Origin of the sequence: Frankia alni ACN14a (assembly GCF_000058485.1) — a bacterium.
Taxonomy (GTDB): domain Bacteria; phylum Actinomycetota; class Actinomycetes; order Frankiales; family Frankiaceae; genus Frankia; species Frankia alni.
In genome coordinates, this window is the sequence record NC_008278.1 from 2,947,273 (window position 1) to 2,971,638 (window position 24,366).

The 24,366-nt window shown below is 70.7% G+C and carries 24 protein-coding genes; 13 read left to right on the forward strand and 11 right to left on the reverse strand.

Features of this window, described 5'->3' with window-relative positions; translation table 11 throughout:
• Positions 1 to 8 precede the first annotated feature (8 nt).
• From fxlM (FRAAL_RS11750) to fxlM (FRAAL_RS11770), 6 genes are all read right to left on the reverse strand, one after another.
• Positions 9 to 1,259 carry a methyltransferase, FxLD system gene (gene fxlM / locus FRAAL_RS11750; protein ID WP_011603851.1) on the reverse strand — a complete coding sequence of 417 codons (1,251 nt, stop codon included), beginning with the start codon at positions 1,257 to 1,259 and terminating at the stop codon, positions 9 to 11.
• Positions 1,260 to 1,315: 56 nt separating this feature from the next.
• The gene (locus FRAAL_RS11755; protein ID WP_011603852.1) at positions 1,316 to 2,098 is read right to left on the reverse strand and encodes a thiopeptide-type bacteriocin biosynthesis protein; all 783 of its coding nucleotides are present in this window, start codon (positions 2,096 to 2,098) and stop codon (positions 1,316 to 1,318) included.
• Positions 2,099 to 2,114: 16 nt separating this feature from the next.
• Complete coding sequence (locus FRAAL_RS11760; RefSeq protein WP_011603853.1) at positions 2,115 to 3,188, reverse strand: lanthionine synthetase C family protein; 1,074 nt, start codon at positions 3,186 to 3,188, stop codon at positions 2,115 to 2,117.
• Positions 3,185 to 5,932, reverse strand: a complete 2,748-nt coding sequence (locus FRAAL_RS11765; RefSeq protein ID WP_011603854.1) for a lantibiotic dehydratase — start codon at positions 5,930 to 5,932, stop codon at positions 3,185 to 3,187. The genes FRAAL_RS11760 and FRAAL_RS11765 overlap by 4 nt, the downstream gene beginning before the upstream one ends.
• 71 nt (positions 5,933 to 6,003) lie before the next feature.
• Positions 6,004 to 6,144 (reverse strand): FxLD family lanthipeptide, encoded by a 141-nt coding sequence (locus FRAAL_RS31630; RefSeq protein ID WP_083866771.1) that lies wholly within the window; start codon positions 6,142 to 6,144, stop codon positions 6,004 to 6,006.
• Positions 6,144 to 7,394, reverse strand: coding sequence for a methyltransferase, FxLD system (gene fxlM, locus FRAAL_RS11770; protein WP_011603855.1), 1,251 nt, complete (start codon positions 7,392 to 7,394; stop codon positions 6,144 to 6,146). The genes FRAAL_RS31630 and fxlM (FRAAL_RS11770) overlap by 1 nt, the downstream gene beginning before the upstream one ends.
• A 527-nt stretch (positions 7,395 to 7,921) precedes the next feature.
• Between fxlM (FRAAL_RS11770) and FRAAL_RS11775 the strand changes: the two genes are divergently transcribed.
• Positions 7,922 to 9,283 carry a helix-turn-helix domain-containing protein gene (locus FRAAL_RS11775; RefSeq protein WP_011603856.1) on the forward strand — a complete coding sequence of 454 codons (1,362 nt, stop codon included), beginning with the start codon at positions 7,922 to 7,924 and terminating at the stop codon, positions 9,281 to 9,283.
• A 275-nt stretch (positions 9,284 to 9,558) separates the two neighbouring features.
• Here FRAAL_RS11775 and FRAAL_RS11780 read toward each other — a convergent pair whose 3' ends face one another.
• The 4 genes from FRAAL_RS11780 to FRAAL_RS31635 all read right to left on the reverse strand — a co-directional run bounded on the left by FRAAL_RS11780 (position 9,559) and on the right by FRAAL_RS31635 (position 12,740).
• Positions 9,559 to 10,113 carry a class IV adenylate cyclase gene (locus FRAAL_RS11780; RefSeq protein WP_011603857.1) on the reverse strand — a complete coding sequence of 185 codons (555 nt, stop codon included), beginning with the start codon at positions 10,111 to 10,113 and terminating at the stop codon, positions 9,559 to 9,561.
• Positions 10,114 to 10,193: 80 nt separating this feature from the next.
• Positions 10,194 to 11,012 (reverse strand): exodeoxyribonuclease III, encoded by an 819-nt coding sequence (locus tag FRAAL_RS11785; protein ID WP_197537266.1) that lies wholly within the window; start codon positions 11,010 to 11,012, stop codon positions 10,194 to 10,196.
• On the reverse strand, positions 10,966 to 11,634 hold the full coding sequence (gene tmk, locus FRAAL_RS11790; protein ID WP_011603859.1) for a dTMP kinase: 669 nt from the start codon (positions 11,632 to 11,634) through the stop codon (positions 10,966 to 10,968). The genes FRAAL_RS11785 and tmk overlap by 47 nt, the downstream gene beginning before the upstream one ends.
• Positions 11,631 to 12,740: a radical SAM protein gene (locus FRAAL_RS31635; RefSeq protein WP_011603860.1), complete on the reverse strand. Its 1,110-nt coding sequence runs from the start codon at positions 12,738 to 12,740 to the stop codon at positions 11,631 to 11,633. The genes tmk and FRAAL_RS31635 overlap by 4 nt, the downstream gene beginning before the upstream one ends.
• A gap of 176 nt (positions 12,741 to 12,916) precedes the next feature.
• Here FRAAL_RS31635 and FRAAL_RS11800 point away from each other — a divergent pair, with 176 nt between their 5' ends.
• Both FRAAL_RS11800 and FRAAL_RS11805 read left to right on the forward strand, forming a co-directional pair.
• Complete coding sequence (locus FRAAL_RS11800) at positions 12,917 to 13,957, forward strand: LysR family transcriptional regulator (protein ID WP_041939187.1); 1,041 nt, start codon at positions 12,917 to 12,919, stop codon at positions 13,955 to 13,957.
• A gap of 110 nt (positions 13,958 to 14,067) precedes the next feature.
• Positions 14,068 to 14,712, forward strand: a complete 645-nt coding sequence (locus FRAAL_RS11805) for a 3'-5' exonuclease (protein ID WP_041939188.1) — start codon at positions 14,068 to 14,070, stop codon at positions 14,710 to 14,712.
• 27 nt (positions 14,713 to 14,739) lie between these two features.
• Here FRAAL_RS11805 and FRAAL_RS11810 read toward each other — a convergent pair whose 3' ends face one another.
• Positions 14,740 to 16,059 (reverse strand): hypothetical protein, encoded by a 1,320-nt coding sequence (locus FRAAL_RS11810; RefSeq protein ID WP_011603865.1) that lies wholly within the window; start codon positions 16,057 to 16,059, stop codon positions 14,740 to 14,742.
• A gap of 598 nt (positions 16,060 to 16,657) precedes the next feature.
• Between FRAAL_RS11810 and FRAAL_RS11815 the strand changes: the two genes are divergently transcribed.
• The 10 genes from FRAAL_RS11815 (at position 16,658) to FRAAL_RS11855 (ending at position 24,283) form a co-directional block, all read left to right on the forward strand.
• Positions 16,658 to 17,110 carry a hypothetical protein gene (locus tag FRAAL_RS11815; protein WP_011603866.1) on the forward strand — a complete coding sequence of 151 codons (453 nt, stop codon included), beginning with the start codon at positions 16,658 to 16,660 and terminating at the stop codon, positions 17,108 to 17,110.
• Positions 17,111 to 17,196: 86 nt separating this feature from the next.
• Positions 17,197 to 17,550, forward strand: a complete 354-nt coding sequence (locus FRAAL_RS11820) for a hypothetical protein (protein ID WP_011603867.1) — start codon at positions 17,197 to 17,199, stop codon at positions 17,548 to 17,550.
• A gap of 53 nt (positions 17,551 to 17,603) precedes the next feature.
• Positions 17,604 to 18,416 carry an SAM-dependent methyltransferase gene (locus FRAAL_RS11825; protein WP_050997101.1) on the forward strand — a complete coding sequence of 271 codons (813 nt, stop codon included), beginning with the start codon at positions 17,604 to 17,606 and terminating at the stop codon, positions 18,414 to 18,416.
• A 50-nt stretch (positions 18,417 to 18,466) separates the two neighbouring features.
• Positions 18,467 to 19,294: a hypothetical protein gene (locus FRAAL_RS11830; protein ID WP_041939191.1), complete on the forward strand. Its 828-nt coding sequence runs from the start codon at positions 18,467 to 18,469 to the stop codon at positions 19,292 to 19,294.
• Positions 19,295 to 19,355: 61 nt separating this feature from the next.
• Positions 19,356 to 20,189 carry a class I SAM-dependent methyltransferase gene (locus FRAAL_RS11835; RefSeq protein ID WP_011603870.1) on the forward strand — a complete coding sequence of 278 codons (834 nt, stop codon included), beginning with the start codon at positions 19,356 to 19,358 and terminating at the stop codon, positions 20,187 to 20,189.
• A 151-nt stretch (positions 20,190 to 20,340) separates the two neighbouring features.
• The gene (locus FRAAL_RS11840; RefSeq protein ID WP_011603872.1) at positions 20,341 to 21,210 is read left to right on the forward strand and encodes a PHP domain-containing protein; all 870 of its coding nucleotides are present in this window, start codon (positions 20,341 to 20,343) and stop codon (positions 21,208 to 21,210) included.
• A complete protein-coding gene (locus FRAAL_RS32950) occupies positions 21,210 to 21,368 on the forward strand; it encodes a hypothetical protein (protein WP_011603873.1) in 159 nt (52 codons plus the stop codon). Before FRAAL_RS11840 ends, FRAAL_RS32950 begins: the two co-directional genes overlap by 1 nt.
• A gap of 61 nt (positions 21,369 to 21,429) precedes the next feature.
• A complete protein-coding gene (locus tag FRAAL_RS11845) occupies positions 21,430 to 22,173 on the forward strand; it encodes a Crp/Fnr family transcriptional regulator (RefSeq protein WP_157892065.1) in 744 nt (247 codons plus the stop codon).
• Positions 22,170 to 22,469, forward strand: coding sequence for a hypothetical protein (locus FRAAL_RS11850; protein WP_041939193.1), 300 nt, complete (start codon positions 22,170 to 22,172; stop codon positions 22,467 to 22,469). Before FRAAL_RS11845 ends, FRAAL_RS11850 begins: the two co-directional genes overlap by 4 nt.
• A complete protein-coding gene (locus tag FRAAL_RS11855; protein ID WP_011603876.1) occupies positions 22,466 to 24,283 on the forward strand; it encodes a PfkB family carbohydrate kinase in 1,818 nt (605 codons plus the stop codon). Before FRAAL_RS11850 ends, FRAAL_RS11855 begins: the two co-directional genes overlap by 4 nt.
• Positions 24,284 to 24,366 lie beyond the last annotated feature (83 nt).

The following is a 24,366-nucleotide window of genomic DNA, read 5'->3' on the forward strand; positions in this document are numbered from 1 at the left end:
GGTCCACCTCATTCCCAGGTGACGGTGATGGGGCGGTGGGGGCGATGCAGGACGAACCGGCCACCGTCAGTGTTGGCGGTGGGGGGTGTGTCGGGGAGTGCGAAGGTGACGTGGCGATGCCGGAAACCCTGATCCCACAGCGTGATTTGCTGTCCGACGTCGGTGGCGAGCTGCTGTCCGGTGGGGCCGTGGCCGAGGACACCGACCTCGTACTGACGGCTGCCGTCCGCGGCCGGCGGGGCTGGGCGCAGGGTCAGGTAGGCCAGGCTGCCGTCCGCGGCGCTGGTGGACATCGCAACGGTCGAGAACATCGGAGAGACCAGGCCGCGCTTCTTCGCCGCGGTGTCGACGTTCATGCGCATGAGGGGGTTGGCCAGTCCGCAGGCCAGCCACAGGTAGAGCCACTCGAACGACTCTCCCGGGCCGAACACCACGCCAGTCCACGCCTCATAGCGGGGGGTGTCTAGGACGCCGGTGAGGGTTTCCTGGTTGGTGGCGTGGCTGTTGTCCCGGTGGGTTTGCAGGGTGACTTCGCCGGTGCCGGTGAGGTCGACGGTGCCGCGAGCGTCATCGCCGAAACCGCGGAGGGGCATGAACGTGCACATTTCACTGCCGCGGCTGATCCACCCGTCTTGGTCGCGCTCGAAGATGATGCTGCGGGAGGCCGCGCCGGCCAGGCGCAGCGGCACGACCAGTCGGCCGGCGGGGGCGAGCTGGTCGAGCCAGGCGGTGGGGGTCTCGACGGCACCGACGGTGGCGATCACCCGGTCGTACGGTGCTGCGTCGGGGTGGCCGAACGCGCCGTCGCCGAGGACGACGTCGACGTTCGTCACCCCAGCCGCGGCCAGGTGGGTTCGGGCGCTCTCGACGAGGTCTTCGTCGATGTCGACTGCGGTGATGTGGCCGGAGGTGCCGACGATGGCGGCCATGAGCGCGGCGTTGTAGCCGGTGCCGGCGCCCACCTCCAGGACGCGGTGGCCGGATTCGAGGTGGAGCTGTTCCAGCATCATCGCGACGATCCGGGGCTGGGACGCGGCGCTGATGGACACGCCGCTGTCGTGCTTGGTGTAGACGGGATCGTCGGCATACGCCTGCTCGAGGGGCACGCCGGGCAGGAACAGGTGCCGGGGTACGTCGCGGATCGCGGTCTCGACCTCGGGCGTCTTCACGGTGTCCTGGCACAGACGGTCGGCAAGCTTGGCGCGCAGGTCGCGGGCGGGGTCGGACGAGACACTGGCGTCGCTGACAGTGGCGGGCATGTCGCGGAACCTTATCGGTGTCGGGTTTGACGGACGGCGATGTCTGCCAGATTGGGTTATGGGGGTGTATTGCCAAAGACGGCCTCCTTGGCTGCTCTTGCGAGTGTGGTCTGGGTGGTTGCTGTGAGTCCGAGTCGGTTCCAGTGGAAGATCACGTGTAAGGCTATGATCGCGCGTATTCCGCGGGTGAGTGTGCCGTTTTCCCGCAGGGTTCGGAGTTTCTCGCCTGTTTCCTTGAATGCGTTGAGCCAGTCGCGGCCGATGAGGTCTGCTCGGGCGTCGCGGAGGAGGAGGTGGCGGACGTCGCTGGTGAAGGATGCCCATGCCTGGGGGTCCGCTGGTGCGCCGGCCGGGCCGGGGCGCTGTTCGACGACCCGTGCCCACACGTCGCCCTGCTCGTTGAAGTCCAGTCCGGCGGCTCGCATGAGCGCGGTGCACAGCACGAGGGAGTGTTCCCGCCGGTCGGCGGGGTCGTCGCGGAGGAACGTGAGCAGGTGGCGGCTGTCGTGGTGGAACAGCGTGTGCGCGGTGTTCATGCTGCTGGGACCGCCGAAGGCGTGGACTTCCGGTTCGTAGATGTCGGCGGTCCAGCGGACCCCGTCGGTGAGCGGTAGGTGGATGGGGTCGGGGTTCGGCTCGCCGTGGCCGATCGTTTCCCGCGCGACCAGGTAGCGGATACGCCAGGGGCCTTTGCGGATGAAGAACCAGGCGGTGATGAGGCTGTCGGCTTCGGCGGCGGGCAGGACGCGGGCGAGGTGGTCGATGGCGTGGCGTTCCCGCTGGTGGGGGTCGGGGCTGGGGTAGGTGATGTTCACCTGCTTCCAGGCCGTCTCGTTCATCGTCGGACCCTTTCGGTCAGCAGAGCAGGAGGCAGGCGTCCCACCGGGTCGTGGTCCCGGCGATGGCCAGGTGGGCGCCGGCCGCGCCGTCGAGGAATCCGGCGGGTTCGGTTGCCGCGGGCGTGGTGTGCTGGTGCAGGCGCGCCAGCGGTTCGATCGGGATCGGGGTGAGCGCGTCGGCGGCGATCCGGCGTGCGGCGGTGAGGAGCCCGGCGGTTCCGTGGCACAGGCCGCGGTCGACGAGGCTGCCGAGCTGTGCCGGATCGGTGATGCAGGCGGCGAAGGCTCTTTCGGTGGTGCGCTGGCGGGCGGTGTCGCCGAGGGCGCGGCCGGCGAGCTGCTGGGCGCGGGCGATGCCGGGCGCGCCGTAACACCACGACAAACGCGGCGGGCGGGACAGGTGTAGTTCGCCCCGGTCCAGGTCGTCGAGCGTGACGAACTCGGGCCACCACGAACCCTCGCTGGTCTGCCGCTGCCAGGTGTCCAGCCACTGGCAGACCCGTGTGATCGCCTCCGCGTGCCCGTCGACCGTCACGCCGTCGATCAGCGTGAGGGCTAGGAGCGCGAGCGGGCCGGTGATGCCGTGAGCCAGCCCGTGATTACTGTGCCCGCCCGGCGGGGCCGGTTGGTCGCGGGTGGGGCCGTGCGGGCACCACCAGCCGGGGAGGCCGTTGATGGGGTCGGTCAGGCGCACCAGGTAGGTGAGCACGTCGCCGAGCAGGTCACGTTCACCGACGCGGCGCAGGGCGATGCCGAGTCCGGTCAGTCCGCGGATCAGGTCGTACTCGGCGTATTCCGGCCGGCGGCGATGGTCGATGCGGCGGTGGGCCGCCCCGAGGCGGCGGCGGGTCAGCGTCGCGGTTCCCGCTGCAGCGGTGGCGGTGGCTCGCGCGAGGCCGGGCTGGTCGGTGCCGGCGAGGACGAACGCGAGGGCGGGAGCGCCGTAGTAGAGGCTGGCGCTGTCGGCGATGCTGACGCCGTCGGCGACGGCCTGCTCCAGCGCCGTGTACATCGCCGCCCGCGCGCCGGTTTCCTGGTGGAGCAGGGCGATGCCCGCCGCTCCGTCGGCGAGGGACTGTCCCGCTGTCATGATCTGATCCGGGCGAGGTCTGTCTGGACGGTGGCGCGGGCCAGGCGCAGGCAGTGCCGTTCGGATGCCAGGTCGGGGCCGATCATGCGAGCGTGGTGCAGGTGCAGCAGGTCGGCCAGCATCTGGTCCAGGTCGAGGCCGTCTCGGGCGGCGAGGGTCCGGTAGGTGGCCAGCGCCGCGGTCAGGCCGTCGTCTCCGTAGGGCGCGCGGGCCTCGGCGAGTTGGGCGGGTTCCAGGCGGGGCCCGCCGCCGTGGGGCGCGTGGTCGACGAGCCAGCGCGCACCGTCACCGGTGAATCCATCAGCAATGGTGATCATTCCTGCTGCGGTGGCGCCCTGCCGGTTCCCGGACGGCCAGGCGAGGGCGGCGCGGGAGTCGGCAGCGAACACCGCTTCGGCTGCGGCGAGGGTCGGGCCGCGTCCCCAGCGGGTTTCGGGCCGGTAGGTAGCCAGGGTGTAGTCGGCCAGCAGTCCGTCGTTGTGCAGCCGCTCCGCCCACCCGGCGAGGTCGTGGGCGACGTCGGCGAACCGGGCGGCGCCGCATAGCGGGGTGCGTAGCCGTAGGTGTGGTTCGGGGTGTGGGTAGCGCAGGAACCACCAGCCCGTGGGCAGGCCGGGGAGTTCGCCCAGTCGGGTGAGGATGTGATCGGTGTGTCCGTGGAGGCGGGCGTCCAGCCAATGCGACCGGCCGGGCCTGTGGGCAAGGATGCTGACGGGATGGGCCGGCCGGGCAGGCGGGTGGTGGGCTGGCGGGGTGCGGGTGAGGGTGAGCAGGAGCTCGGCGGGTCTGCCGTCGATCCACCCTGCCGGTCCGTCCGTCTCGGCGAGGACGGCGTGTCCGTGCCGGTCGAGATGGCTGCGCAGGACCCCGAGGTGGGCGTTCTCGTCCAGGTCGAGCCGTAGCCGTACGTCGTCGCCGCCGATCAGCACCTCTCGTGGCAGCCGGCGGCGTTCGTGGTGCTGGTGCCAGGCGGCCCGCCACTGCGACCAGGGTGCGGTGCGGGCGGGTAACGCCTCCGCGGGGATGATCCAGCGGGCCGGGTGCAGGATCGAACGACCCTGGCGGACCCGCGGGAGGAACGGCAACGTGCGAGCGTGCCCCCAGTCGAACCGGGCGCACGGCGCTGTCCACGCTGTCCAGATCTCGGTGAGGAAGCGGACGAGCGGCTGCTGGCGGGTCGTCAGGAGCACGCAATTGAACAACAGCGGCTCGACCGGCCGACCAGTCAGGCGCGACACCAGCCAGAGCCGCTGCCCGTCGGCGGCCACCGCCAGGTCGTCCACCGTGCATACCGGATCGGGATGGAGGTCGCCGACGGGCAGCACCGGTAGCAGCTCAGGCGTGCGGGCGACGGTAGCCAGCCGGGGGTCGAGCGGAGGCCCGGACAGCTGCACGGCGTCCGCGCCGGGTAAGGCTGTCGGCAGCTCGGCGTAGACGTTGCGGAACTGGTCCAGCTCGGTGGGGGTGAGCAGGTGCAGGAACCGGCCACCGGCCACACCGGCGTGGCGGGCCCCGCTCACCACCGTCAGGGTGAACGCGCCGCGGTCGAGGTCCTGAAGCGTTTCCGCGGTGAGAGTGAACCGCAGTTCGGTGTGCGGGATCGGCGGCCGCTTGTCCTCGCTCCGAAGCCGTCCGAACAGATCGTCGTCCAGGACCACCTCGGCACATCCGTCCAGAGCAGCACCCTGGGCGAGGGTCGCGAGCAGAGCATCCCGGGCGGTGAACATCGCCGCATCACGGCGACGCGACCCCCGGTAACCAGCGGGGAACCCGAGAACGCCCACGACCTCCCGCAGCGGCACAGCCGCGCCCGGCCCCCACCGCTCACTGAACGCGGAATGATAGGCGTCCCAGCCAGGCAGGCGTGGTGCGATGGCGACGAGCGCGGCGGCGGCGTCCTGCGCCTCGCGGACCACCGCGGGAGGCAACGTCACCGAGCAGTCGACCCGTAGATCGACCGCGATCCGCTCGCCTGGGTTGGGGAGAGCGATGTGGCGGGCCAGGTGCGCGGCCGGGTCGGTGACGGTCATCGGAGGGCGGACTGCCGACAGCAACACACCCGCGCCCACCAGGGCGGCCAGCAGTCGCTCCACCTTCGCGGTTGCCGTGGCCTGGCCGTCGGTCACCGTCGCGGCCAGTTCCCGGAACGGGATCGGGGCACGGGCCTTCTCGATCGCCACCCGCACCGGATCAGTCAGCTTGATCTCGACGTCCCACACTTGGTCGCCTTCGGCGCGTGCGCAGGGCAGCACCCATACCCCGCCGCGCGGATACCCCAGCGTGTTCGTCATGACTGTGACCTTGCGCAGCGTCGCCAGGTCCCGCTCCGCCGCTGCCGTGTAGTCGGCGACGGAGCGGTCGTCCAAGCGGACAACTTCGTGGTGCTGGTCGCCCCACCGGACTGCCGCGCGGGGGCCGAACGCGAGGGGAGCCACGCCGGCGAACCTGCCGAAGGGCGTTGGCCGGGTCGTCCACCGCAGCAGATAGCGGACCGTCGTCTCCACCAGACGCCGCAGCCTGCGCGCTGCCATCGGTTCCTGGGCAAGCACGTGGGTGATCTGGGCGGCCAGCTCAGGGGCAGCCTGGCCGACGGCCGCCGCGAACTCCGGCAGCGCCCATACCTCCCGCAGCCACTCCAGCCACTCGCCGGCCTGGTTCGCGGTCAGATCGGGCCATGCGGGAAGCCGCAGATCTCGGGGGTAGGAGGCGGCCCTGATCAATGCCACGTTGGCCGCTTGGTACATCTCTGGCTCCGCGTCGCTGGATGGGCGGAGCGCCCGGCCGGAGTAGGCCGGGCGCTCCCGGGGCAGCGGGTTCAGCTGCCGTCAGCCTTGGTCGTGCATGCGTCCGACCTCGTGTTGCCCGAGCCACAGTTGTCATCGGTGCTGGTGGCGTGGCCGCTTGCGGCGGTTCCGGCGTCGACCAGGCGCAGATCCAGTTCGTAGTCGTCGTCCATCAGGGGGTTCCCTTCTCATGGGGGGTGAAGGCCAGGACGAGGCGGCAGTGCCGCTTGTCCAGGACCGCCCCGTCCGGCAGGTCGCCGTCCGGGGTGCGCGTGGGAAGGACATGCAGCACCGGCGGCGGGCTGCCCGCCTCCACCCACGCACGCATGTGCTCGACCATCCGCCCGGCCGCCGCAGCGGCCACAATCCCGTGGGCGCATGCTCCAAGATCGAAATGCCGGTCGGTCCAGCGCAGCGCCGACCGGTAGGTCAGCGTCCCGGCCTCCAAGGTGGCCGGGACGGCGAACCGCCACGAAGGCGTGACGATGCCGGCCTCGACGGCGTCCTCCTGCGCGGAGAGCACAACGAACTGTTCCGCGTCGCGTCGCGGCCGGGTCGCCAGCCACAGATCGAGGTCGGACAGGTCAGTGCGGGGCGGCAGGCTCACCCCGGCCCACACCTGCTCGCGCGGCGTCGTAAGGAGATCAGCGACCGCGGCCGGGTCGACGTGCTGGCCCTCATCCAGCCGCAGATGAACCCCGTCCGCGATGTCTACGTAGCGCACCTCACGGGCGCCGGCGCCCTGCATCGAGACGAACCCGCACAACCGCTGGCTCACGCTGACCAGACGGTCCTCGCGGCGCCGCAACGCCCACGACCGGGACATCCCGAACGTGCGCAGCGGCAGCACCAGCACGCCATCATCGGTGAGCTGATCGATCCACGCGGGCGGGATATCCCACGACCCGACCGTGACGATGATCAGGTCGAAGGTGCGGGCCGGCACGATCGGATGCTCGGCGTCCGCGCACACCACGGTGACGTCGTCATAGCCGGCCGCAGCCAGGCAGGAGACCGCCCGATCGGTCACCTCACGGTCGATGTCGACCGTGGTGACCGATCCCGATGCGCCCACGAGTTCCCGCAGCAGCGAAGCGTTGTAGCCACCGCTGCCGATTTCCAGCACGTGGCGGCCATCCAGCCCGTTGAGCGCGTCCGCCGCCTGACCAAGCATCCGCGCGATCAGGAACGGCGCCGACACCGAGCTGATGGCTTCGTCGCCGCGCATCTTCTTCAGGACAGCTTCGTTCTCATACGCCTGTTCCAGCGGAAGGCCCGGCGTGAACAGCTCACGGGGAACGGTCCGCAGCGCCCTCTCCACCTCCGGTCGCGGCGAGGAGCCTTCCGCCGCCTGATCGGCCACGAACCGGTCGACCATCGCGTTACGAAGGCTCTCGCTGCCCATCGTGCCGACGCTCGTCATGGTGTCCTCTCTCGATTTCGCAACTCAGCGGCATGTACGACGTCGACGGTCAACCTGTCACCTCAATCGCTAGATGAATTGTCCCCGCAACTAGTTCAATGATTCGGATGAACTGTGTTCCCGGGGGTCTCCGTCGTCGTCCGAGTCTGCCACCGCCACTGCGCTCTACCTCGAGCGGCTGCGCGGCCCTGGTCGCCCGCACCCGCCGGCGCGGACCGACCCGCGGATCAAGGCCGTCTCCCGCTTTTGCTGGCTAGCGTGACCCACCACGATGGTGCGAACCGACAGCGCCGGCACTCGCGGAGGGACAGGGGTCCATTTCCACCTCCTTTTGCGGAACGTCGGCGATGAGGCTGGGAGTAGGGCCGCCGGCTAGAAGCGGTTGGTTCCTGGGGGTGTTCTCACCATGCACGTCCGCGGCCCGTTGGGAAAGGGCTGTGCGCCTAGTTGGCACAGACGATGCGGAACACGCAAAACCTGTGCACATCCCAACACACCCCGCTATGGTGCAGGCGGGGGTGATGCCCATGGACTCCACCTCGAACCACGATCCGACGATCGGTGAAACGATCCGGCTCGCTCGCCTCGCGGCCCACCAAAGCCAGCGGCAACTCGGCGCGACGCTGGGCTACTCCGCCTCGGCAATCAGCCGGCTGGAAACAGGCAAGAGCTCCCTAGACCTGGACACGCTGCGTTCCATAGCAAACGTCCTGCACATTCCCCCGGAACAACTCGGGCTGGCTCCCGCCCACCGCAATCCCTCCGACACGCCCGTCGCCCCCGCAACCCTGGAGATACCTGCTGCTACGCTGACCGCGACGGACACGAAGGATGGTGACGACCGGGTGCATCGGCGCAGGTTCCTCGCGGCCGGAGCAGGAGCAGCCGCCGCGGTAGCCATCGGGGCGCCCGCCCATGCGACGCCAGCACCACCGCAGGAGATATCGACCGCCCGGCTGGACCAGGTGCTGTTCACCGCCGCTCCCGCTGTAGCCCCCGTGGCCGTCGAGCAGTTACGGGCCGCGCTCGCCGCCGCCCGCAGCGACTTCCGTGCCGCCCGGTACGCCACCCTCGCCGATCAGCTACCCCACCTGATCACCCTCGGTGAGACAAGCCAGGCGGCAAGCATCGGAACTATCCGCGAGGCCACGTCCGCCGTCCTCGCCGACACGTACTCCCTCACCACCGAGTGGTGCATCAAGCAGCACCAAGACCCGCTGGCATGGGTCACCGCCGACCGGGCACTGCGTGCCGCTCGCGCGAGCGGCAACCCGACGACCCTCGGCGAAGCCGCCCGCATGGTCGCCATCGCGATGCGCCGCGTCGGCCACTACGACGCCGCCGCGGACCTGCTCACCACCACCGCGCTCAACCTCGGCGCCGACCACGGCAACCCCGACCCCAACACCCTCGCCGCGTACGGCTCCCTGCTGCTGACCGCCTCCTACGCCGCAGCGCAAGGCGGCAACCGACCCACCGCCCTGGACCTGGCCGGCGAAGCCGAACAAGCAGCGCACCGCCTGCACGACCGCCCCGTCACCGGCCTGTTCACCCCGGACTTCACCACCCAGCAGGTCGCGCTCTACCGCATCGGCGTCCACCTCGCCCTCGGCGACAGCACCGGAGCCCTCACCCACGCCCGCACCGTCGACGTCACCCGCCTACCCTCCCCGGAACGGCAAGCCCGATACTGCCTCGACGTCGCCCGCACCTACCGCACCCTCGGCAAACCGGACAAGGTCTACCAGGCCCTGCTCGCCGCCGAACGGTACGCACCAGAAGACGTCCGACGCCCCAGCGTCAGAACCGTCGTCGGTGAACTGCTCTACGCCCCAGGCAACATGCCCGGACTCCGCACCTTCGCCCACCGCATCGGCGCCTCCGCGTGAACAATCCCCGAAGACCACTTTCCCCAGGCGGTGCGAACGGGTGAGCCGGCTCTGTACCGCACCGGCCGGCCATGCGGATGGTCTGCTTCTCCAGGCCCACGACGATCAGGAGAATCCCCTCAGGGACCCGTTGAAGATCGTGCGGGGTGCGAGGCTCAGGATGGTGTTGGTGCACGCGGCGGATCGCCGCCTCGACAGCCGGCGTCTGAGTGGTGTTCTGGCTTAGGACGAGGCCAGGCGGGCGCGTGGTTCGCTGGCGGATCGATCCGCGGCTTCTACGCCGGCACGTTCTGCGAGCGGCGGATGATGGTGTCGTAGGTGTCGGCGGTGCGGTGCAGCCCGCCCGCGAGGCTTCGGGCGAAGGTGTCGAGGCGGTCCTGCACGTCGGCGGCGTGTTCGTCGGGCTCGGCGAGTTGTTCGAGCTCGAGGAACACGCCGGCGCCGTCGACCTCATCGAGGCAGAGAGTGATGTGCCCGTGGCGGGTGGTGCGGCGTCGTTTGACGATGCGGACGGTCGGGGTGAAGCCCATGGCGAGGATTGCCTGGTGCATCTGCTCGCGGTCGGCGATCTCGGTTTCCTGTTCGTCGCAGGCCATGGTGTTGTCGACCGGGGTTTTCACCGTGAACAGGTGCCGGCCGTCCTGGCTGCGTAGGCGCGCGAAGGGAACTCCGATGCGGCCCATGCCGTACCGCCAGCCGGCGCGGGCGTAAGCCTGGTCGTCCTGGACGACGGGCGGGGTGAGCGTCAGACCGCGGTGCTGCAGGGCGGCGTGGAGCTCGTCGGGGTCGTCGACGCGGTACTTGACCTCGATCTCGCGGATGGGGCTCACAGGGCGGGGTCCTCCAAGGCGTCCGGGGGCGACCGAAGCCTAGCGGGACCGGGCCGGGCGGAAGGGGCGCCGGGCCGGGGTCAGAAAAGCGTGTCGGGTTCGTCGGCGCCGCCGGCCACGGTGATGGGGCGGGGTTGGGCGCCGGGGATGGTGAGGGTCAGGGTGAGCGCGGAGTGATCGGACAGCTTCGTAAGGCGGGGCTCGTCGAGGTAGTCGCAGGCCTCGACACGGTCGCGCAGCGCGGCGGAGCAGAAGGCGTGGTCGTAGCGATAGCCGTCGCCGGAACGGCCGACCCAACTGTAGGCGGCGTCGGTGGGGTGCAGGACGCGGAAGGCGTCGACGAGGCAGTGTTCGTCGAGCAGGGCCCGGTAGAAGTCGTACTCGAACGGCGCGAAGAACGGGTAGCGCGGGCTGTGGTCGGGTTCGAGGATGTTCAGGTCGCCGAGCAGGACGGTGGGAAGGTGTTCGCTGCCGGCGAGCGCGGCGTGGCAGGCCGCGAGCCATTTGGTTTTGCGTTCGGTCTTCTCGGCGCTGGCGTCCCGGCTGGGCACGTACAGGCCGATGAGCCGTAGCGGGCCCAGGTCGGTGGGCACGGCGGCGGCGGCGGCGCGGGCGGCCAGGTAGCCGACCCGATCGGGGAACGGATCAGGTTCAGCCTCGACCCGGCTGACGACCATGGTGCCGTAGTGGCCGTATTCGGGCCAGCGGTGCACCACCTGATGGCCGGCGCCGGCGAAGGCGTCGGCGAGCAGGTGGCATCCGGCGCTGTCTTTCGTCTCGGTGAGCACGAGGATCTGCTCGTCGCGGCTGGTAAGCCAGTCAAGCTGGCGTCGAGCACGGTCGGCTGACGGGTTACCGATGTTGAAGGTCAGCAATGTCAGCTTGGCCGGAGAGGTCACCGTTTCTCCGTTGTGCGTAGAGGATGAGGATCTGCTCGGCGAGCATCCTCCCAACCTCGGCACCGGGGAGGGCGGTGGAGTCCAAGACGGACACGGGCCAGCCCACCTCGGTTAAGGCGGCGACCGCATCCTGGTAGTAGCTGGTTTCGAGGCAGGCGGCGTCGGGGTGGCGTTCAAAGCGGCTGTTCGTGACCCCGCCGCGGGCGGCCATCCGCGCGGCGATCGCCGTCGGAGCTGCGGTGAGGATCACCGCCAGGTCCGGCTGCAACAACCCGGCGTTGATCTCCAAGATGGTGGGGATTGTGATCGCGTCGAAGCGTTGGAGGACGAGGCTGGAGGGGATGTACCGGTCGCTGACGACGACGTCCCCGGCGTCGAGGCGGGGGATGATTTCGGTGGTGACGTGGTGATGGCGGTCGCCGGCGACGAGGTGGGCGAGGGCGAGCCCGCGGTGGCTGTTGGTGCTGGCCCGGATGAGGTTCCCGATCGGGCTACGTGACGGTTCGGTAGTCGCATGGATCGGCACCTTCTGGTCGCGCAGGATCTCGGTGACCGTGGCGAGGGTGGTGGATTTTCCGACGCCGCCGGGTCCGTCGACGCTGACGAACAGGCCGGGCCTCACGCGGACACCAGCGGCAGGACCCTGCGCGGCTGGGGGGCGGTCGGGCACAGCTCGTCGAGGGCGCCGATGCGCTGCCCGGCGGAGATGACCGCCGCCGCGCAGCCTTTGCCGCAGGACCCGGCGATGGTGCAACTCTGGCAGGAGGTGTTGGTGCCCATCGGGTAGCGGTCGGTGAACCGGAAGGCGTCGAGGCGGGCGGCGAGGTCGGGGTCGGTGAGGATGTTTCCGGCGATGAACTCGGCCGGGTCGTGCGGGGACTGCGGGGTGCGGGCGGCGAACACCAGGTAGGGGCAGACGGTGACGTCGCCACCGGTGAACACGTAGATGATCGTGCCGGCTTCGCAGCCGGCCAACGGCAGCCCGCCGAAGTTCGGGAAACGGATGTGCACAACGTCGAGGTCGTCGCTGTCGAACGGGGCGGTGCGGGCGACGATGTCGGCCATGTGCTCGTCGGCGGTGGCCAGCGCGCGCTGGGCCTTGACGCCGCGGCCCATCGAGGACAGTGGGTTCATCAGCACGTAGCGGGCGCCGTGCTCGGTGGCGAACGCGCACAGCGCCTGGTACTCGTCGATGTCGGCCAGGCTGTTCGGGGTGCACAGCAGGCCCTGGAGCAGGCCCGCGGCGGCCAGGGCCTTCGTGGTGGCGATCGTCGTGTGGAAGCTGTCGCGGTCGCCGCGGAACCGGCCGTGGGACTCGGGAGCGAAGCCGTCGAGGGAGACGTTGCAGTGCACCCCACCGATCGCGGCCAGCGCGTCGATCTGGGCGGCGGTCAGGGTCGTGGCGTTGGTGCAGATCCCTACCGCCATCCCCGCCGAGCGGAATGCGGTCACGACGTCGAGGAAACGGAGGTGCAGGGTGGGTTCCCCGCCGGTCAGCGTCACCCGCTCCACGCGGCACTCGGCCAGCCGGGGGATGACCGTGTCGACGATCCGTTCGTAGGGCATGGTCTGGCCCTGCCGTGTCGCGGAGACGAAGCAGTGCGCGCAGTGCAGGTTGCACCGCTCGTCGATCTGTACCAGCGCCTTTCTGCTCTCTCCGTCGGTGGTGGTACGGAAGTAGCAGGACGATGCCTGTTCACCTGCGCGGGCGATGTTCCGGGCCGACATGGGACACGCTCCTCCGGATACCTGTGACCGGATTGCCACGACCCGCAGTGTCCCCGTTTCCCGATATCGCCGTCTCGATGTCCCCGAGAACATCTCGGAGTAGTTTGGGGGGGAGCTGTTCGCATTTCCCCGCCCGTTTCCCCGGAGAACATTGGAAGGCGGCTCGTGTGGCAGACATGCCTGTGCAACTATCAGTTTCCGCGGCCCAGGAGATCGCCGATGCGCTCGGCTGCCCGGCGCCGCTGCTGGACGTCACCTTCGACCAGCTCCGCACCTTGCTCGCCGTCTGCCAAAGCGGTTCTCCCCTGCAGGCCGCCCGCCTGCTGGGTCGGGAGCATTCCAGCGTCCGCAAACAGGTCGACACCCTCAACCGCATCTTCAGCGCGATCTGCGGAGAGCCGCTTGCCGTCAAACAAGGCCGTGGGCAGGACTATCTGTTCACCCCCACCGGCGAGACCGTCGCGGGGATCGCCCGCGCGATGTTCACCGAGTGGACGACCGGCATCCTTGACCGCCGGCGCCGCCTCGGGTCCACCATCACCGTGGCAACCACCGAGTTCACCATCGACTTTGTCGCTCAGGTCTGGCCCGCCGTGGCTGAGGAGTTCACCCGCCGAGAGATCGATTTGAACATCGTCCACGTCCGATCCCGCGAGCTGTGGGCTCAGCTCGACGCCAAGAACGTCGACCTCGTCGCCGGCAGCATCCCCGCCGGTCCCGGCCCCGACCCGATCCCCGACGCCTATGAGGTCCTGGAGTGGCACCGCGAGGACCTGGCCCTGCTCACCAACCTGCCCCTACACGACCTGCCTGTTGACGCGGTCGACCAGCAGCGCCTGCCCACCATCCCGCTGCTGGCCCCGTCCGCCGGCCTGATCGCCGAATTCCTCCGCCGCTGGTACGGGCCGGACTACGCCAGCCAGCTACGGATCGTCGCCGAAGCCGACAACATCTACTACGGCCTGGCGCTTCTGCGCTCCCCCCTCGTACGTGGCGCACTACTCGCCACCCACGCCACCGCCCAAGCGGCTCTCGACGGCCGACTCCCCGGCGGCCCCGGACTCCGCCTAGTCCGGCTCACCGACGACTACCAGCCCCCGCTCCAGGTCCTCGCCGGCATCTTCGGCAGGAAAGGAGAACGGCAACGCTACGACGCCCACCATCCCCTCAACCTGCTCTGGAATGCCCTGACCGCCCACGTCACGGCGCGACAGTAGCTATAAGACGCCGCACGGCTTGGCCTTCAGTCCACCCGATGGCCCCATCTTCGGCACCGCAGTACGGTTCGATACCGACGACTGGCTTCGCCCCGACGATCGGATGCCCGATGACCGGTACCTGGCAGGACGCCGCGCTCGTCGCGATCGACCTCGAAGGCACCGGCGCCCAGGACGGTGATCAGGAAGACATCCTCGAAATCGCCCTCGTGCCCCTGCACGCCGGCGCGATGCAGATCGCCGAGTCCTACACCACGGTCATCAACCCCGGGCGGCGTATCGCCGCCCGGCCATGGCTCTCACCTGGCCTGACGAACCAGGTCCTCGCTGGCAGTCCACCACTTGGCCGAGTGGAACCCGAGCTCGCCGCCCGGCTGAATGGCCGGATCCTCGTCGGCCACAACGTCGGCGTCGACTGGCGTCTGCTGCACCGCCGGTGCCCCACCGTCACACCCGCCGGGCTGCTCGACACCCTTCGACTCGCCCGACACCTCGGCGTGCGTACAGGTAACCCCCTCACCACATTGCTCGACCGACACGACCTCACCCGGCAGGTCACCGAACTGGCAGCGGGCAGCCAACCCCACCGCGCACTGTGGGACGCAATCGGCGCCGGGCTACTCCTCGCCACCCTCACCCACCAATTCGACAGCTCTCGACCGGCCACACTCGACGAGCTTCACAACCTCGCCGGAATCCCCCTCAGCCTCCCTGTCCCAGGATGGCCCACAGGCGACCAACCCGGGCTGTTCTGAGATCGGTCGACCTGTCTCATGCGCGGGTCAGACCTCGGCAAGCCGCTGGCCGAGTGCGGCGACTTCCCGCAGATCGGGATGATCTTTGGTTAGCTCAACATGTACCCGGCTCGCCCGGGTGACGACCGGGGCGGACGGCCACGCCTCGGAGACCGTGAGGGCCTGCGACGCCGCTTCGGCAGCGCGGCCGGGGTCGGTCGTCCGCAGCGCCAGAGCGAGTGCACACCACGTGACACTGCGGCTCTGCGTGTCGTATGGCTTGTAGATCTCGATCGCATCGTAAGCGGCGGGCTCGGCGTCTGGATCATTGATCTCAGCGAGGGTGAGAGCGGTGTACAGATGCTTCTCTTCGGGGTCGAACAGGGCAGCGCCGGCGCGGCGCTTCACCGCGAGCGGCGCCTCCTGCATAACTTCGAGCGCCTGGCGTGCGCGGTCAGGGCGGTTTCCAGCGCCCTCAGCCACAGCAGCATAGGCGGCAAGGCGCGGCAGGACATAGGGGTCGACCTCGGGCTGACGTATCGCGTTTTGCGCGAAGCGAGCGGCTTGCGTGTAACGCCCGGCGTTGAATGCAATGCACGACCGGAGACCGGCGACACTCCCGGCAAGCAGAGAGTCTCCGGCGTGGGCGGCGTACTGCTCGGCGACTGTGGCGAACCCCGCGGCGAGCTCACGGTCGCCGGTGTGGTAACCGAGGCGTGCCAGATAGTACGCATACTGGCCGGCGATGCCCGCGACTCGGGCCTGTGTCTCCGGCTGGCGCGTCGCCTGCGCGATCTCCTCGGACTGCTCCCAGCAGGACAGGAGAGCGCCGAGCAGCTTGTCCTGGGGCGTAGACCAGTAGGTCTCCGCGATCGTGGTCGTGCCCTCTTCGAGCCGGGTCAGGGTCCACTCCGCCGGCGTCGTCGACATCGCCAGCGACGCGCGTTCCGCGAGCGAAAGCGCGGCGGCGATGGCGGGCGTGGCCGCTCCAAGGCGGAGTAGTGCGCGTCTGTCCGTAGTACTCACCTCCTCCGTTATCACTGTGCGCTCCAGGATAGGGAGGAGTCCACCCCGTGGGAGGTCGAGCCCGGCGTCCCGCGCGGCGGCTTCGAGCTTCGCTGCCTGCCAGGCGCGGATCAACTGGCCATCGGCGCCGAGCTCGTTGTCCAGATCCCTGACGACGTGCCTGACGGGGAGCAGTTTGGGATTCGCGTTCTGCTGGCCTCGTATCGCGGCGGAGACCGCGTACCGGTTACTGCCGATCGCGTCCGCCAGCTCCGTGAAGGACCGATCTTGCTGCTTGAAGAGCCGATCGGCAAGGGCCGCGAACGCCTCGCGGGCGCTCGGCGACGGCGGATCGTCGTGCACGGTGGTGGGCTCCCCTCCCGGCGGTGGTCACGTTACTCGGTCGTGAACGCGTGCGTTCCCAAGGAACAGTCTGTACCAGATCTGCCGCACACGGTTGCATGTCCCCTACCGGCGGATGCGTCCGCTGTCACCCAGCGTTCAGGAGGAGGGCCTGTGGTACCGACTGGTCCTCCTGTTGGGATGCCGACCGCCGCCGGGGGCGGCCGCCGCTCGGATCGAGCTGTCCTCGCGGATCCGCCCACGGGGAGTGCTGGTGTCGAGCTGCGCGGAGGCTCGGCGGCGGCCACCCGTCCGGGGAGGGGGCCGGTTACAGATCTGCCGACCCCCTCTCTTCCGGTCCGTAGCCCGGGCAGGGCCTGGACTGAGTTGCGGACCATGTACGGCTGGTAGGTCGCCGGGCTGCCGGCGCCTCGGTCTACCAGGATTTGTCCTACCGGTGCATTCTGGCCGCCATTTCCGTGTCGGCGTCCTTTGACCTGCCCTATCCGTGGCCCGTGGCCTGCCCAGACGGCGTGTTTTCCCCTTCACGTCCTGTGGACGGCTGCGATTGAAATGCGGATAGGGCAGCTACACCTTCACATTCCCTCTGGAGATCCACATGCTTTCTCTTCCTGGCGCTGTCGCCACCTCGGTCGTCCCGACGGCGGGGTTGTTCATCGAGGAGCTTCACCATCTGCCGCTAGAGATGGCGCAGCTCCCGAAGATTGCCGGTGCGTGCACGGCCTACACCGAGCAGGTCGAGAAGCTGGTGGAGCAGCGGGGCGGGGTCGCCGTCGCTCTCCACCAGGTGCTCAACCGGCCGCACCGGCTGTTGCCGGAGGAGGTCACCGCCGCGCTGGCCCAGGTCGACGCCTACGCCGACCTCGTCCGGGACGTCGGATACCTGTACGTCGAGTCGCTGACGGCGGGCCGGGCGCATCTGACCGACGAGCAGATCGTCGAGGCGGCCCGGCTCCGCACCGGCCAACTGGACAAGGTCAGGGCCCTGCTGCTCGGCGGCATCGGGGGAACCCGCTCCGCTGAGCCCGCGCCGGAGCCGGTCGCGGCCTGATCCCCGTCGTCTCCCTGCCCGCGCCGCGCCAGGATCCGCGGGGATCCCGTGGGTGGGGAGGCTCCATCTTCCTGGAAGGAGCAGCCATGGACAGTCCGCCGGTGGTCGCGGGCTGTGCGCTCACCCGGACCGGCGACCAGATCGCGATCCGCTATGCCTCCGTCGGGGTGGAGCGTGAGCTGCGGATGCCGTGCGCGGCCTGGGCGGGTCTGGCTGACGCGGTCCGCGCGGGCACGCTCGACGCGCTGGATGACAGGTGGGTGCGTTGGGCCGGCCGGAACGCGGTCGGCTTCGCGGCCCTGCGCGGCGGTCAGCTCCACCTCATCCACGGCGATCAGTACCCCCGCGAGTACCGCCTACCGGCTTCGGCGTGGGAGGCGGTCACGGCGGCGGCCCGCGGCACTGAAAGCGACCCTCTCATGCCAGCAGGAGTCCAGTGACCACCACAAATCACGAAGGGATCGAGTCTCAGCCTCGGGAATGGTGGCAGACAATGACTGATTCTTCGCTGTCCTCGGTGGACCTGAGGACCGACCAGCCGCATTCAGCGCGGATGTACGACTACTACCTGGGTGGGAAGGACAACTTCCCGGCCGACCGGGAGGCCGCGGAGGACGCGCTCGCCGTGTTCCCCAGCGCGCGGGTGATGGCCCGGGAGAACCGCGAGTTCATGGCCCGCGCGACCCGCTACCTCGCCGGTGAGGTCGGGGTCCGGCAGTTCCTCGACATCGGCACGGGTATCCCGACGAGTCCGAATCTGCATGAGGTCGCCCAGGGCATCGCTGCGGACACGCGGGTGGTGTATGCGGACAATGATCCGATCGTGCTGACCCACGCCCGTGCGCTGCTGACCAGCACCCCGCAGGGCCGGACGGCCTACCTCGACGCCGATCTGCGCGACCCCGAGCGGATCATGACCGCGCCCGAGCTACAGAGCACCCTTGACCTGACCGAGCCGGTTGCGCTGTCCGTCATCGCGATCCTCCATTTCGTGCCCGACGACGCCGACCCGTATGGGATCGTCCGCCGGCTGCTGGAGGCGTTGCCCTCCGGGAGCTATCTGGCGCTGACCCACGCGACCGCCGATCTCGATCCGGCGGCGGGGCAGATGGCGGAGAAATACCGGGAGCAGGGGATCACCGCGGTCGAGCGCAGCCACGCGCAGATAACCAGTTTCTTCGCCGGCTTGGAGCTGGTCGACCCGGGTGTGCAGGTGGCGCACCGGTGGCGTCCCGACGACCCGACGGCCGCGGATCTCACGGATGCGCAGGTGAGTATCTACGCCGGGCTCGGACGCAAACCATGAGCGCGTTCACCCCGGATGATCCCCCGCCCGCTATCGAGGTGGATGGGGCAGTGGATTCCGAGACGGTGCGGGAGTTGCTGCTGGAGGGGGCCGGTGCGGGCTCGGTCCTGACCCTGTCCAACCAGGACCTGCCGGGCCCGTGGGCCAGCGCGGGCCAGCCGGTGGAGACGCTGGAGTCGGTGCCGGAGGACTGCATTGACGGTGTTCTCGCCGTTGAGGGGTTCACCACGGTGCCGGTGCGGCCCCGGATGGGCCAGATCGCCCGGGTGCTGCGGATCGGGGGCTGGTTCGGTTTGGCCCAGTCGGATCACACCTGTACGTTCGCGGGCCTGCATCTGGGCGGGTGGACAGGCGGGGAACGCCGGGCCCTCGACGCGGCGCTGCTCGCTGCGTTTCCGCACCAGCGGGGCGCGGTGGTCGAGGAGCTGATCTGGGAGGCCCGCGAGCAGGGTCTGCGTCCAACCCGTCTGCATCTGGGATTCGCCCACCGGAAGGTGGGGGCCGGGGATCTGGATGACTACCTGCGTGAGGGGCCTGCGGCCGGGATACCCGGCCCGCTGGATCGGATCACCGCCGCGGCCGGGGTGACGCTGGCCGACCGGTACGCCGAGGTGTGGCAGGACGCGACCGCGACCGGGCCAGTCACGATGTCCACGCCGATGGTCGTCCTGGCCGCGCGACGGGTGGCGGGAGATCCGCTGGCGCCCGTCGCCGGGCCCGCGCGCCGTCTCCCCTTGCTGGCCGAGCCGATCCGCAGCCCTCGCCCGGAAGCAGAGCGGGCGATCATGGACGCTCTGGGTAGACATCGGCGGCGCTGGGACGACCTGGTCGCTGGGACGCGCAGAGAGTCCCGGCGGGAACGGCAGGGGTCGGCATGAGGCCCACCCGGCCGGCGACCACCCCCGCCGTCGGGCGCGGCGGTGAGCTGGGCCGCGGGCGATGAGCGGCGAGGCGGACCGCCGGGCTCGGTGGACGTTCGCAGAGGAGGATCCACTGCCGCTGCTGGTCGGCGGGGCAGGGCTGAGGGACCTGGTGTACGCACGAGCCGACCTGGGGTCCGGTGCACGGGTGCTGGATGTGGGCGGGGACCCGCAGCTGTCCCGTGAGGTGGCCGAGCACGCCGGTGCCGGCACCGAGGTCGTGGTGCTCGCAGGCGACGACGCCCAGGTCTGGAACGGGCTGGCGCTGGACGACGGCGCGGTGGGGCTCGTCGTCGGCAACGACGCGCTGCGGGGCCCACTTGCTCCGGCACTGGCCGAGATCGCCCGGGTGGTGCGCCGCGGCGGGTGGGTCAGCCTCATTCAGCCGGCGCATGGCCGGGTGTTCACGCCCGCGCTGGCCGAAGACGGGCCGGTCTCGCAGCGGGTACTGGAAGGCGAGGTGATCTGGGCGGCGCGCGCCGTCGGACTGCTGCCCGTCATGGTCGGCCTGGGATTCCAATACCGTGAGGCCCCGGTGGGCGCCGTCGACGGTGTGCGTAGCCCGGTTACGGCCCTGCCCGTCACGCTCGCGACTCCGGTCGTGCAGATCGACGCGGTCCGCGTCGATCCGCGTCCGGACCGTGCCGTTCCACCGGGCAGCGGGCCCGAGTGGTACGAGGCCTACCGGCGGGCGCTCGACCAGGCCGTCGCCGTGGGGATTCCGCTCGCCGCCTGGCAGATCGCGCAGGCGATCGGCAACCACCTTGCCCGCGAGAGGGACCCGCTGTGCCACTGGCCGAGCAGGGTCGCCCCGATGTGGACTCCCTTTCACACTCCCGGCGACCCGCGATGACGCCGACCTCTGGAGATGCGATGCCGCCCGACGATGAAAGCGACGTGAACGCTCAGCTCCTGGCGGAGTACAAGCGATTCACCCGCAAGTGCTTGCGGGTGCTCGGTGCCGCTGCGCTCGTCGCGATTGTTCTCATGCTGTCGAGGGTCCTGTGAGCGACCACGACGATGCTGACCTGCATTCCCATTCCAGCGAGTCGGACGGCACCGTCCGCCCGAAGGAACTCGTCGGCCTGGCCGCCGAGGCGGGACTGAAATACCTCGGGTTGACCGATCACGACACCACCAGCGGTATCGACGAGGCCGCCGGCGCGCTGCCCCGCGGGCTGACGCTGCTGCCGGGCGCGGAGCTGTCGTGCTCGGTGACGGTGAACGACCGGCCGCGCACGGTGCACGTGCTGGCCTACCTGTTCAACCGTGAGAACCCGGCGCTGGGCGAGGTGATGGGCCGTGTCCGCGCCGACCGGGAACGGCGGGCCCGGGAAATCGTGGCGCTGCTGGCAGCGGACGGCCACCGGGTGACCTGGGAGGCGGTGCAGGCGCTGGCCGGGACTGGGTCGATCGGGAAACCGGCCATTGCCCAGGCCCTGGTCAACGTCGGTGCCCTGGCCGACGTCGGGGCGGCGTGGACGCCGGAGTGGCTCGCATCCGGTGGCCGCTACCACGTGCCGAAATGGCAGCCGGACGCCATCGACGCCATCAGGCTGGTCGAGGCGGCGGGCGGGGTCACGGTGCTCGCCCACCCGCTGCGCAAGGACCGCGGCGGGCTGCTCACCGACCAGCATCTGGCCATGTTGGCCGCGGCCGGTCTGTTCGGGATCGAGGTCTTCCATCCCGAACACGACGCCGAGCAGCAGCGCCGGCTGCGCGGGCTCGCCGCCGATCTCGGTGTCGAGGCGACCGGGGGCAGCGACTACCACGGCGACCGCAAACCCCAGCCGCTCGGCGCGCACCGCACCTCCCGCGAGGTGGTGGAGCGGCTCATCGCGTCCGCGTCCGGTGCCACGCCGATCCGCGGCTGATGGGCATCTGCCGGTCGCGGCGGGTCCGGGGGGCGGATCTCGACGGCCTGCCCGAGCAGACCCGGCGGGACATCGAGGAGGCGACGCGGTCGGCGGACGTGTGCCTCGCGGGTTTCTTCCTGTCCTGCGTTCTGATCATCGTCGTGGCACACGTGTAGATCGTCCGTGCGGGCCACGGCCGGTACGGACGGGAGAGGTCTTGAAGTGCAGGTGGGGGAGATGACCGCGGGAACGGCGGTGTGGTCGGGACGGTGGCTGGGCCTGCTCGATGCCGCGGGTAGGGCGGCGGCGCTCACCCTCGGTGTGGAACAGGTCCTCGACGCCCGCACGGTGATCGTCCAGCAGGACATGCCGGCCGACGAGGTGGTGCTGCTGGTGGCCGGCTGGGCGCGGAGCACCAGCATCACGCCGTCGGGGCGGGTGGTGCTGCACGACATCTACCATCCCGGCGACATCCTGGCGGAACGGCCGGGCAGCCCGCGGACCGCGACGGTGACCGCCGGCAGCACGACACGGCTACGGCGGATCCCGCCCGGCGACGTCGCCGCGTTCCTGGCCACCCATCCGGGGGCCGGGGCGGCGTGGCGGCAGAGTCTGTGCGCGCAGCGGCGCGCCGCCCGCCGGGCATGGTGGGCGGCCCCGCACCTCCCGGTCCCGCGCCGGGTGGCCAGGCTGCTCCTCGAGCAGCATCGGGCATTCGGCCAGGACCCGACGCACACCGGCGGGATCCCGCTGGTCCAACGCGACCTCGCCGCGATGCTGGGCCGGTCGGTGTCCCCGGTCCAGGCCGCGGTGGGCGGCCTGCGGCAGGCGGGGGCACTCGACATCGTCTCCAGCTCCCGCTGTATCCGGATCGTCGACCTGGCCGCGTTGCAGCAGCTGGCCGGGGAGCCGGTGCCTGTGGACGGCCTGCGCTGCGGGCCGGCGGCGCAGGGCTGCGTGGTCTGCGGGGAGAACCGGTGACCCCCCGCCCGCGGCCGGGACGGCGCCGCGGCCGGTTCCTCGCGCAGAGCCGTGCGGCGCTGCTGCGGCTCTCCGCACGCCCACCGCAGGTGCCGGCCGGCGTCCTCACCCGCGAGCAGGAAGCCGTGTTCCGCGCCCACACCCGCCGGGTGGACCTGCTTCACGCCTGGTATGCCGACGCAGCCGCGGAGCTGCAGCGTCCCGGTCGGCGTCCCGGCATGCCCGCGCTGCCCGCGCACGACGCCGGCCGCCGGCCGGAGAGCGAGGGGCCGATCGCGTCCCGGGGGGCGTCATGACCGGCCCGCCGGCACGCGCGGACCTGGGGGCCGGGGAACCGGCGGTGCCGGCCGTGGTCGGGATCGGCGCGTTCCCCGTCGACTACCGGCTGGCCGACCCGGCGGGGTGGGGCCGGCTGCGGGGCCCGCTGGCCGCCGCGGGCATCGACGTCACGATCGGCGGGGAGACGCTGCTGCCCGCCAGGATGCGCCTGGACCCGGCCGAGGCCGGGACCGTCGACACGATCACCCTCGGCGGGCCCGCGTTCACCGCCCTCGCCGCGCTGCGCCACCTCGACCCGACGCTGCCCCTGGGCGTGGTCGGGATGGCCGGGCAGGTCCCGGCGGGTGTGACCCCGATCCGGACCACCCTGGACGACCTGCAGATCGACACCCGGTTTCTGTTCGCCGCCGACGCGCCGGCGCAGAAGTGCCTGACGCTGCCCGGACCGGACGGGCAGCAGACCCTGCTCACCCAGCCCGGGGCCACCACCGCCCTGCCCGACCATCTGGCCGCCCAGCGCGCGGCGCTGGTGGACTACCTGGCCGGCGCCCGGATCATCCACCTGACCAGCGTGCCGGGCACGCAGGCCGCTGCGGCACTGCTGGACCTGCTGGGAGCCGTGCACGCCCGCCAGCCCAGCATCACGATCAGTATCGATCCGGGATTCTGGGCGGCCAGCCCCGACCCGACCGTGAGCGCGCTGCTCGCGCTCGGCTCCCTGCTGCACCTGACCCCCGCCCAGTGCACCGCCCTCGCCCAGAGGCGCGCCGCGGACCCGCCGGGGCAGGGGCATGTCGATGCGGCCCACAGCATCCTGGCGCGGCTGGCCGAACCAGCCACCGTCGTGCTGCGCGAGCCCGGCGGGGCGCTGCTCACCCGTGACCTCGGCGAGGATCTGGAGACCACCGTCTACCGGCATGATCCGCTGCCGGCCGGGCAGATCCTGACCCCGACCGCCGGGGCCCTGTTCGCCGCCGGGATCCTCACCGCGACGCTGCGCGGCGACCCGCAGCCCGGCCCGGACCTCGGCGACGCGCTGGCCCGCCACGCCCTGCACCACCCCGGCCCCAGCGCGTACGCCGCGTTCCCCGCGCTCGCCCGCGAACATCTCGGCGAAACCCCCACCAGCCCGGCAGCCAGCCACCCCGCCACAGAGGCCCGGCGGCCAGGGTCCGCTGTTCCCCGCCACATTCCCAACGCCCTGACCGGAGGCCGTGACCTGCACGCATGCCTGCTCATGGCCTGGGACCTCCTCGGTCACCGCACCCGGCTGACGTTGGACGAAGCCGACACGATCATCGAACCTCAGCCGAGGGTGCAACCCCGGCCGTCGGCGATGCTCGCCTGGCTCGCGGGCACCGACCATGACGTCGAGCACGTCGAAGCCCTCGACATCGACGCGTTCACCCAGGCCCCACAGGTCCGCGCCAGCCGGGACCTGGCCCGCGAGGCCGCGACACTGCGCCGCGGCCTCGCCGCGGGCGTGGTGTTCCAGGACCGCACCCCCGATCTCCAGGATGCCGCCCGGCGGATCAAGGACGGGTGGATCGGCATGATCCACCTGCAGCATCCGCGGTCCACCGTGCTACTCACCGCGATCGACGGGGACGACGCCGTCCTCCAGGTCCCCGGACCGCCGGCCCAGTGGGACTGGCACGCCCCGCGGCAGTTCGTCGAGGACTCCCTGCGCGTCGGCCGACCGCCCGCCTCGATCACCTACATCCGGCCACGGCACCACCCGGCACCGGCCACCGCGCCCCGCACCCCGATGACGGGACGGGCCACGCCGGGTCTGCTCGGATCGCCGACGGAGGTCCAGGATGCCGGGTGAGTCGACTCCGGGTGCAGAGGTTCGAGCGGATGCCCGTCCGGACCTGCGGGGCAGGGGATCTGGACCGCTCTGTCCTCCCCGCG

Coding starts and splice junctions, on each gene's coding strand:
- fxlM (WP_011603851.1), bottom strand. CDS start 1,259: ATGCCCGCCACTGTCAGCGACGCCAGTGTCTCGTCCGACCCCGCCCGC.
- FRAAL_RS11755 (WP_011603852.1), bottom strand. CDS start 2,098: ATGAACGAGACGGCCTGGAAGCAGGTGAACATCACCTACCCCAGCCCC.
- FRAAL_RS11760 (WP_011603853.1), bottom strand. CDS start 3,188: ATGACAGCGGGACAGTCCCTCGCCGACGGAGCGGCGGGCATCGCCCTG.
- FRAAL_RS11765 (WP_011603854.1), bottom strand. CDS start 5,932: ATGTACCAAGCGGCCAACGTGGCATTGATCAGGGCCGCCTCCTACCCC.
- FRAAL_RS31630 (WP_083866771.1), bottom strand. CDS start 6,144: ATGGACGACGACTACGAACTGGATCTGCGCCTGGTCGACGCCGGAACC.
- fxlM (WP_011603855.1), bottom strand. CDS start 7,394: ATGACGAGCGTCGGCACGATGGGCAGCGAGAGCCTTCGTAACGCGATG.
- FRAAL_RS11775 (WP_011603856.1), top strand. CDS start 7,922: ATGGACTCCACCTCGAACCACGATCCGACGATCGGTGAAACGATCCGG.
- FRAAL_RS31635 (WP_011603860.1), bottom strand. CDS start 12,740: ATGTCGGCCCGGAACATCGCCCGCGCAGGTGAACAGGCATCGTCCTGC.
- FRAAL_RS11800 (WP_041939187.1), top strand. CDS start 12,917: ATGCCTGTGCAACTATCAGTTTCCGCGGCCCAGGAGATCGCCGATGCG.
- FRAAL_RS11805 (WP_041939188.1), top strand. CDS start 14,068: ATGACCGGTACCTGGCAGGACGCCGCGCTCGTCGCGATCGACCTCGAA.
- FRAAL_RS11815 (WP_011603866.1), top strand. CDS start 16,658: ATGCTTTCTCTTCCTGGCGCTGTCGCCACCTCGGTCGTCCCGACGGCG.
- FRAAL_RS11820 (WP_011603867.1), top strand. CDS start 17,197: ATGGACAGTCCGCCGGTGGTCGCGGGCTGTGCGCTCACCCGGACCGGC.
- FRAAL_RS11825 (WP_050997101.1), top strand. CDS start 17,604: ATGACTGATTCTTCGCTGTCCTCGGTGGACCTGAGGACCGACCAGCCG.
- FRAAL_RS11835 (WP_011603870.1), top strand. CDS start 19,356: ATGAGCGGCGAGGCGGACCGCCGGGCTCGGTGGACGTTCGCAGAGGAG.
- FRAAL_RS32950 (WP_011603873.1), top strand. CDS start 21,210: ATGGGCATCTGCCGGTCGCGGCGGGTCCGGGGGGCGGATCTCGACGGC.
- FRAAL_RS11845 (WP_157892065.1), top strand. CDS start 21,430: ATGACCGCGGGAACGGCGGTGTGGTCGGGACGGTGGCTGGGCCTGCTC.
- FRAAL_RS11855 (WP_011603876.1), top strand. CDS start 22,466: ATGACCGGCCCGCCGGCACGCGCGGACCTGGGGGCCGGGGAACCGGCG.